The organism is Streptomyces triticirhizae (assembly GCF_003696235.1).
Classification (GTDB): Bacteria; Actinomycetota; Actinomycetes; order Streptomycetales; family Streptomycetaceae; genus Streptomyces; species Streptomyces triticirhizae.
Window position 1 is genome coordinate 1 of sequence record NZ_RFFJ01000234.1, and the last position, 8,561, is coordinate 8,561.

Annotated in this window: 5 protein-coding genes and 2 pseudogenes; 5 read left to right on the forward strand and 2 right to left on the reverse strand. The window is 76.0% G+C overall.

What is annotated here, in order from left to right:
* Positions 1-510: 510 nt before the first annotated feature.
* The 4 genes and pseudogenes from EBN88_RS26475 to EBN88_RS32830 all read left to right on the forward strand — a co-directional run.
* Complete coding sequence (locus EBN88_RS26475; protein ID WP_199742497.1) at positions 511-1,170, forward strand: hypothetical protein; 660 nt, start codon at positions 511-513, stop codon at positions 1,168-1,170.
* A 399-nt stretch (positions 1,171-1,569) separates the two neighbouring features.
* Positions 1,570-2,415, forward strand: coding sequence for a DegV family protein (locus tag EBN88_RS26480; RefSeq protein ID WP_122399574.1), 846 nt, complete (start codon positions 1,570-1,572; stop codon positions 2,413-2,415).
* Positions 2,416-3,093: 678 nt separating this feature from the next.
* Positions 3,094-3,930: a ComEA family DNA-binding protein gene (locus EBN88_RS26490; RefSeq protein WP_233580987.1), complete on the forward strand. Its 837-nt coding sequence runs from the start codon at positions 3,094-3,096 to the stop codon at positions 3,928-3,930.
* A gap of 226 nt (positions 3,931-4,156) precedes the next feature.
* A pseudogene (locus EBN88_RS32830) lies at positions 4,157-6,541 on the forward strand (ComEC/Rec2 family competence protein); the annotation flags it as partial.
* Between the two features lie 23 nt (positions 6,542-6,564).
* Here EBN88_RS32830 and EBN88_RS26500 read toward each other — a convergent pair.
* Both EBN88_RS26500 and EBN88_RS32175 read right to left on the reverse strand, forming a co-directional pair.
* The gene (locus tag EBN88_RS26500) at positions 6,565-7,023 is read right to left on the reverse strand and encodes a pyridoxamine 5'-phosphate oxidase family protein (protein ID WP_122399576.1); all 459 of its coding nucleotides are present in this window, start codon (positions 7,021-7,023) and stop codon (positions 6,565-6,567) included.
* 83 nt (positions 7,024-7,106) lie between these two features.
* Positions 7,107-7,352 carry a hypothetical protein gene (locus EBN88_RS32175; protein ID WP_122399577.1) on the reverse strand — a complete coding sequence of 82 codons (246 nt, stop codon included), beginning with the start codon at positions 7,350-7,352 and terminating at the stop codon, positions 7,107-7,109.
* Positions 7,353-7,549: 197 nt separating this feature from the next.
* On the opposite strand from EBN88_RS32175, the pseudogene holA reads away from it, so the two are divergent.
* Positions 7,550-8,473, forward strand: a pseudogene (holA, locus tag EBN88_RS26510) (DNA polymerase III subunit delta); the annotation flags it as partial.
* Positions 8,474-8,561 lie beyond the last annotated feature (88 nt).

Genomic DNA, 8,561 nt, shown 5'->3' on the forward strand with positions numbered 1-8,561 from the left:
TCGTCGCCGGTCACCGGCCCAAGCAGCGCCGCCGCCCCGCCGCCGGAGCCCGAAGCGGCCCGCCGGCGCGGCCCGCCGCCCCACCCCGGTCCCGCCCGCGCGGCTGAGGTGAACGCGAGCCCGCTGGCCATCCGCTGACCGCGCGCTTCCTGGCCAACGCTCGGTCGCCGCCGACGAGCAGGTGCTTACGTCGGCCGCCGATCGCCCCCCCGTCGCGGCATGGAACGGCCGCGCCCGTTCGTCCGCGCGCCCACGACCCGGAGGGGTGGCGGTCGAGGTAGGCCAGCCGTGCTCCGGCGGTGGGAACCCTGACCGGGCACGGCCCCGCCCGGGCCGATGGACGTGATCCGGCCCGACCCTGCCGGGGACCTGGGGCCCGCCGCGCGGCGGTTGGCGCGAACCCGCGCGGTTCGACGAACCCCGCCGCGTGGTGGCGGGAGCGCCACCCGCCGACCGATGCCCACCTCACGACACGGAGGCCCACTTCCCGGGGCGCCTTACCCTGGAGGCATGGAGTGGGTCCTCGTGCTGTTTGTGCTGTTCGCGATGAGCGTGGCGGCGGTGGTGGTCGTGGTGCGGCGTGTGGTGCGGGAGATCCGTTACCGCGCGGGCCAGGCGCACCAGGAGTTGCGCCGGCGCGCGGTGGGCGCGGCGCTCACGGCGCGCGCCGCCCAACCCGGCGCCGTCGGAGAAGTGGCCCGCGTGCGCAAGGAGTTGCGCACCAGCGTGACCAATGCCCGGGCAACGCTGCTCGCCGGGGTGGCCCAGGACGCCTCCCTGCGGGAGGCGCTCGGGCTCTGCGAGCAACTCGTCGAGCACGCCGAACGGCTCGACGGCGAGCTGAACGCGCTGGTCGCCGGCGGCGAACGGGACCGAGCGCGCATCGGTGCCGCGCTGCCCGAGCTGAAGAAGCGCGCGGAACGCATCCGTTCCTCGGCCGACTCCCTGCGGGACGCGGCCAGGGACCGTGCCCAGCACGACGAGGGTTCCGACCTCGACTCCCTTCAGCAGCAGATCGAACTGGAGGCCAGGGCGCTGCGCCACTGGTCGCCCACCGAGCCGACCCCGAAGCGCCCCGAGGTCCCCGCCCCGGGCGACGGCCGCAACCGCGGACTCGACGGGCCGGGGCTCGACGGCAAGAGCGACCTGCCGGAGGAACGACGCGGCTGACCCACGCACCCCGCACGCAGGCAGGCCGCAGCCGCCCACCGACCACACTCCGTCCAGCACCGGCCGCCCACGCCCCGGCCGCCTGCGGCATTGGCCGTGGCGCAGCCGCGCGCGAGTGCGACCCGGTCGGTTCGCGGCAGCCCTGACCGCCATCCGTCGGCGGTCGGTCGGCTACGCGCGGCCGGCGCGTAGCCGACCGTGCAACGGCCGGGCGCCTGCCGCGCATTGGCCGTGAGCCGGTGCCGCCCCGCCCTGCCATCCGCCGGCCAGGCGACCGCTGCCCGCCGGGCAGGTGTGCCCCGCCGGCCAGGCGATCCCGTGGTCGGCGCGGTCGCCGGGGGACCGGGCCCGGTGAGACCCGGCGGAGCGTGGGCTCCGCACTCCGCTAGTCTCCGGTCTATGCCCCGCTCTGTCGCCATCGTCACCGACTCCACGGCCTACCTGCCGCGATCGACGGTCGTGCGACGGGAGGTGCGGGTCGTGCCGCTGACCGTGGTGCTCGGCGACGAGGCGCTGGAGGACGGCACGGAGTACGCCGTGCGCCGGCTTGCGCAGGCCCTCGGCCAGAAGCAGGCGGTGACCACATCCCGGCCGAGCCCGGCCGAGTTCGCCGAGGTCTATCGGCGTGCGGCGGCTGAGGGTGCCAAGAGCATCGTCTCCCTTCATCTTTCGTCCGAGATCTCGGGCACCTACGACGCGGCCGTGCTGGCGGCGCGCGAGGCGACCGTTCCGGTGCGGGTGGTGGACAGCGGCATGATCGCCATGGCGCTGGGCTTCTGCGTGCTGGCCGCGGCCGAGGTCGCCGACGCGGGTGGTTCCGTGGACGAGGCGGTCGCCGCCGCTGTGAAGCGTGCCGAGGCGACCCGGGCGCTCTTCTACGTGGACACCCTGGAACACCTGCGGCGTGGCGGCCGAATCGGCACGGCCCAGGCCCTGTTGGGCTCGGCACTCGCAGTGAAGCCGTTGTTGGAGTTGGCGGACGGGCGGATCGAGCCGCTGGAGAAGGTGCGCACCGCGTCTCGGGCCATCGCCCGCCTTGAGGAGTTGGCGGTGGAGCACGCCGGTGCGGGCCCCGTCGACGTGGCGGTGCACCATCTGGCGGCGGAGGAACGTGCGGTCCAGCTCGCGGACCGGTTGCGGGGGCGTCTGTCCGGGTTGATCGACCTCCATGTCAGTGAGGTGGGTGCGGTGTTGGGCGCCCACACCGGGCCGGGGCTGCTCGGTGCGGTGGTGGCGCCTCGTTGAACGGGGGTGTTCCCACGAGGGTTCCCGGTTCCGCGCTGCTGGTCATTGTTCACCCCGGAGGGTGACGAAGTTATCCACAGGGGCCGAGTTATCCACAGATTTGTGGTCGCGTGGTCACGGTATGTGAATTCGGGCTAGCTTCCTGCCATGGAAACTCAGCTGTTTGAAGGGCGCCCTGGGCGCCGCAGGTGCGTCGCGCTTCGAGGGCCGGGGGATGGCAGGGCGAGCGGTCGTGGCCCAGGCCGAGCCGGCCCCCGTCATGCCGCCAACCGCCGCCCCCGGGGCGGCCGTTCCCAGGCGCCTCCCACGGCGGGCGTGGAGCAGCGCGCCGCCGTGCTCTTCCCCGAGTGGGGTGGAGCGCGAGCCGAGACGACGGATGCCCCGGCTCCGCCGGTGAAGTCCGAGGAGTCTCCGGCCGTTTCGCCGCCGACCGCCCGTCCGCCGTCGGCCGCCGCCCCGCCCCCGCGCGTCTCGCCGCCGACGGCTTCGCCGCCCCCGCCACCGAACTCCCCGACGGAGCCGCCGAGTTCGCGGCCGGCCGCTCCCGACGCGTCCGTGCCTCCCGCTCCGGAGGCGGTAACTCTGGTTATGCCGGCGCGTGTTCCTCCGACCAGGCCGGTGCCCGTTCCCAACTCCGCTGCCACGTCGGCGCCTTCGGACCCGGCTCCGGCCAGGCCCTTGAGGGCCGGCCGCCGGCGCGGCCCGGGCGAGACGGCGGAGCCACCCGCCGACCCCGGCGCCTCCCCCGACGCCGGTGTCGCGGAGGGGAGTTCGGGGCCGCTGACCTGGCGGCAGCGGTTGCGGCTCGGGCTGGGAGAGCGGGTGCCGGCCTGGCTGCGCGGGCGCTGCGGGCTCGAACCACGCTCGTGGCTGGCCGTGTTGGTGGTGCTGGTGGTCGCCGTCGGCTTCGCCGTTCACCACTTCTGGTCGGAGCGGGCCCGGGCCGTGCCCGTCGCCGAGCCGTCCGCCGCCGTCCAGGCGGAGCCGGCCGGAGAGGCGGCTGACGAGGAGCCGGTGGACGCGGCCGGTGCCCCCGGCGGCGACGTGGCGACCGGAGGCGGGGACGAGGGCGCCGTCGTGGTGGTCGATGTCGCCGGCGACGTGCGTGCCCCCGGGCTCTACCGACTGCCGACCGGCTCCCGGGTGGCGGATGCCCTGGAGGCGGCGGGCGGACCGGTGGACGCCGACGACGCCGAAGCACTCAACCAGGCGCGGCTGTTGATCGACGGCGAACAGTTGCTCGTGGGGGAGGAGCCGCCGCTCCCGGTGGCTGCCCCGTCGCCCGAGGGCGGCCTGTCGGGCGGCCCGGGCGGGCAGCCGGCCGCGCCGGTCAGCATCAACTCGGCCACGTCCGAGCAGCTTCAGGACCTTCCCGGCATCGGTCCGGTGCTGGCGGGGGAGATCGTCGCCTACCGCCAACAGCGGGGCGGCTTCACCGCCGTCGACCAGCTGGGCGAGGTCTCGGGCATCGGCGACCGCCGCCTCGCGGAACTGCGCGACCGTGTCACGCTCTGAGCGCCCACGTTCCCGTCCCCGCCCCGCCACCGAGGCGCACCACACCGCTCCCGAATCCGGTGTCGGCTGCGTGGCCGTCCCCACGAACGCTGCCGGCGATGGCGTGCCCGCCGCCGGCGGGTCGGGAGCGGCCCGGTCGGCGACCGGGCCGCCCGAGGTCCCGTCCTCGCCCCGCCGCACGCTCGCGCGCCGTGGACGCCCTTCGACGGCGCCCGCCGAAGAGCGCGTGTCCGTCGGGGCGCCCGAGCGCCGTCCGCTCGATCTGCGGCTGTTGCCCGGGGCGGCGGCGGCCTGGGGATCGGCCGCGCTGGCCTGGGAGTTGTCGCCGCCGATCACGGCCTGGTGGGCGGTCGGCTGCTGCCTGGCCGGGTGCCTGCTCCTGGCCGTCGCGCTGCGGCGGCGCCCGTGCCCCGTGGTCACCGCGCTCAGCCTGGCCCTGCTCTGCGCGGCGGCCGGCGCCCTGGTCACCGCCGGCCACCTGGCGACGGTGCGCTCCGGCCCCTGGCCGGAGTTGACCGGCCGACAGGTGACGGTCGAGCTGAGTCTCACGGGCGACCCGCGCCAGGCGCGGGCCCGACCCGACCGGCCGCTTCGGCCGGTCCTGCTGACCGCCGAGGTGCGCGAGGTGGCGGCCGGGCCGGGGGCGGTCTGGTCGAAGGCGGGGCCGGTGCTGGTGGTGGTCGAGGCCGAAGACCCCGCGCCCTGGCTGGCGTTGCTGCCCTCCACCGGGCTGCGTGTCACCGCCGAGGTCGGCGAGCCGCTGGCGCACCGGGAGGGCGAGTGGGGCGCCGTGCTGCGGGTCTCCGAGGCCGGCCCACCCGAGGTCAGGGCGCCGCCCGGCGCCCTCCAGCGGTTCGCCGGCCTGCTCCGCGCCGAGCTGCGCGAGACCGTGGCCGAACTGCCGCCGGACGCACGGGCGTTGCTGCCCGCCCTGATCGTCGGCGACGACTCGGGCGTGCCGGCCGAACTGGACGAGGCGGTCCTGACCACCGGCCTCAGCCACCTGATCGTGGTCAGCGGGGGACATCTCGCGGTGCTCTTCGCGGTGCTGATCGGGACGCCGGCCGGCGTCTCCCGGGGCGAACGCGGCGGCCTGGCCGCGCGGTTGGGGCTTCCGCTGCGCACCACGGCGCTGCTCGGCGGCCTGTTGCTGCTGGGATTTTTGCTGGTCTGCCGTCCAGGCCCCAGCGTGCTGCGGGCGGCGCTCTGCGGCGGCATCGCGCTGCTGGCGGTGGTCACCGGTCGGCACAGGGCACTGGTCCCGACGCTGGCGGCGGCGGCCCTGCTGCTGGTGCTCCACGACCCCACGCTGGCGCGGTCGTTCGGCTTTCTGCTCTCCGTGCTCGCGACGGGCGCGCTGCTGCTGCTCGCTCCCCGCTGGAGTCGGGCGATGCGAAGGCGCGGGGTGCCGGGCCGGCTGGCCGACGGCCTCGCGGTGGCAGCGGCGGCGCACCTGGTCTGTGCGCCCGTGGTGACGGTCTTCGCCGGCGGGGTGAGCCTGGTCGCCGTCCCGTGCAATCTGCTGGTTGAGCCCGTGGTGGCGCCGCTGTTGGTGGTGGGCTGGGCGGTGGTGGTGACGGCGCCGCTGTTGCCGCCGCTGGCCGAGGCGTTGGCCTGGCTGGCCGCCTGGCCGGCGCGCTGGATCGCGGCCGTGGCGCGCGGCGGGGCCGCGCTGCCGGGCGCCGAACTGGGCTGGCCGAAAGGCTGGTGGGGCGCTGCGCTGCTGGCCGCCGTGAGCGTCGCGCTGGTGGTGTTGGCCCGCCGGATGCCCGGGCGGCGGCTGTGGGCGCTGCTCGGGGTGGCGGTCCTGCTGCTCGCCGTCGTTCGCCCCGCCCCGCTGTCCAGGCTGTTGACGGGCTGGCCACCGAGCGGCTGGCGCCTGGTGGCCTGCGATGTGGGGCAGGGCGACGCCCTGGTGCTGGCCGCCGGCCCCGGGACGGCGTTGGTGGTCGACGCCGGCCCCGACCCGGCCTCCGTGGACCGCTGCCTCAGCGAACTGGGCGTGCGCCGGGTGCCGTTGCTGGTCCTGACCCACTTCCATGCCGACCATGTGGCCGGCGTCCCAGGTGTGTTGCGGGGGCGCGAGGTGGCCGCCATCCAGACCGGTCCGGTGGAGGAGTCCGTCGCGGAGGCGGCCCGTGTCGCGCGGGCGGCCGCCGACGCCGACGTGCCCGTCCTGCGCGCCGTTCCGGGCGAACGGTGGCGGATCGGCGAGGCGCTGAGCTGGCAGGTGCTGTGGCCGCCCGCCGAGGCGGCGGGGCTGGGCGACAACGACGCCAGCGTCACGCTGTTGCTGCGCTCGGGCGGGTTGACCATCCTGCTCCCGGGCGACCTCGAACCAACCGGCCAGGAGCGGCTGTTGGCCGCCCACCCCGACCTCGGGCCGGTCGACGTGCTCAAGGTTCCGCACCATGGCTCGGGCCGGCAGCATCCACCGCTGCTCCACGCTCTCCGCCCTCGGCTGGCGCTGATCTCCGCCGGCGCCGACAACCGCTATGGCCACCCGGCCCCGCGCACCGTCGCCGCCCTCACGGAAGGCGGCGCCATGGTGCTGCGCACCGACGCCGAGGGGGCGCTGGCCGTGGTGGAGTCGACGGCGGGTGGCCCCGGCGGGGTGGTACGCGGGGGCAGGGCTCAGACCAGCCAGCGGCCGTCGCGCATCAGGTGCCGGCCGTCCATCTCGTTCACCTCACGCCAGGCGCGGATGCTTCGGGGGCGGAGGCGCAGGAACGCCCACAGCTCGCGGCCCCTCGGGTCCCAGCCGGCCTTGGCGACGAACGCCTCGCCGACAGTCTCCGGCAACCCGCCCTCGGGCAGCACCTCGCCGGTCGCCTCGAGCAACACCACATCCCTGGTGTGCCCGAGGCTGATCAACGCCCGCCCGCCCCTCGCGAGATCGCGCGCCGTGGGGTTGGCGCGCCGGGTGTTGAGCAGGAGCGTGTCGTCCCACCAGAGAAAGGAGAGTGGCACCAGAGAGGGTTCACCGTCCCGCGTGGCCGTCGCCACCCAGGCGTCCTTGTCCTCCGACAGTCGGGTGAGGACATCTCGCTCGCGCTGGGCGCCGGTTCGGGGCGCCGCTTGGGTCCTGGCCATGCCCCGCACGCTGACCCACCTCCGACGGCGGCCGGAACGGACGCTCGGCCGAGATGCCGGCCCGGCGCCATCGGTCGCCGGTCCTACATCTCGTCCCGTTCCAGCCAGCCCTCGTGTTCCTCGACCAGGGCCGCCAGCTGTCCGGGATCGGGGACCGGTTCCTCCAGAACGAGCAGCCACTGGGCGTCCTCGGCATCGTCCTCCCCGGCCAGCGCGTCCCGCACCGGCTCTGGCTCCTCCGGGAGATCCCACAGCGCGGCCACCCGCTCCGCCACCTCCTCGGCGGCCTCGCGGTCCGGCAGCACCAGGATCAGTCGCGCGTCAGTCACCGGAGCATTCTCCCGCGCCGGTCCGCACCTCCACGCGCCTGCCTGTGCCTCCACGCACCTCCAAGCGCCTGCCCGCGCGGTGGGGGCGGGGTGGACGCGGACCGCCGCCGCTGTCGGTGGCGCGTGGGATGCTGGGCGGCATGGCTGGCAGGGGTAGTAGAAGCGTTGGGCAGCCGGCGGCGGTGACGCTGGCCGTGGGGCAGGAGGAGTTGCTGCTGGACCGTGCGGTGCGGGAGGTGGTCCAGGCGGCCAAGGCCACCGATCCGGACACCGATGTGCGGGAGTTGGTCGCCGCCGATCTGCGGCCCGGCACGCTGGCGGAGCTGACCAGCCCCTCGCTCTTCGCCGAGCGCAAGGTGGTGGTGGTCCGCCAGGCCCAGGACCTGGCCGCCGACACGGTCAAGGACGTCAAGGACTATCTCGCCGCCCCCGCCGAGGAGATCAGCCTGGTGCTGGTGCACGCCGGTGGCGCCAAGGGCAAGGGCCTCCTGGACGCCGCGCGCAAGGCCGGCGCCGCCGAGGTCGCCTGCCCGAAGATGACCAAGCCGGCCGATCGGGTCGCCTTCGCCCGGGGCGAGTTCCGGGCCTTGGGCCGCTCTGCCACGCCGGCGGCCTGCCAGGCCCTGGTCGACGCCATCGGCGCCGATCTGCGGGAGCTTGCCTCCGCCTGCGCCCAGCTGGCCGCCGACATCGAGGGCGCCATCGACGAGGAGGTGGTGGCCCGTTACTACACGGGCCGCGCCGAGGCGTCCAGCTTCACCGTCGCCGACCGGGCCGTCGAGGGCCGCACGGCCGACGCGTTGGAGGCGTTGCGCTGGGCGCTGGCCACCGGCGTCGCGCCGGTGCTGGTCACCAGCGCGCTGGCCCAGGGGGTCCGCGCCATCGGCAAGGTGGCCTCCGCCCCCGGCGGGCTGCGCCCCGGGGACCTCGCCCGCGAGTTGGGGATGCCGCCGTGGAAGGTGGACCGGGTCAGGCAGCAGGCGCGCGGCTGGTCGGCGGACGGCGTGGCCACGGCCCTGCGCGCCGTCGCCGAGGCCGACGCGGCGGTCAAGGGCGGCGGCTACGACCCCGCCTACGCCCTGGAGCGCGCCGTGATCACCATCGCCCACGCCCACCGCTGAGCCCCTGCCGGGCGGGCCTCAGGGGCGGCCGGGCGCCGGCCCCGCCGCCGGACCGCCGGCCCCGGCGGATGGAGCCGACCCGTCGCCG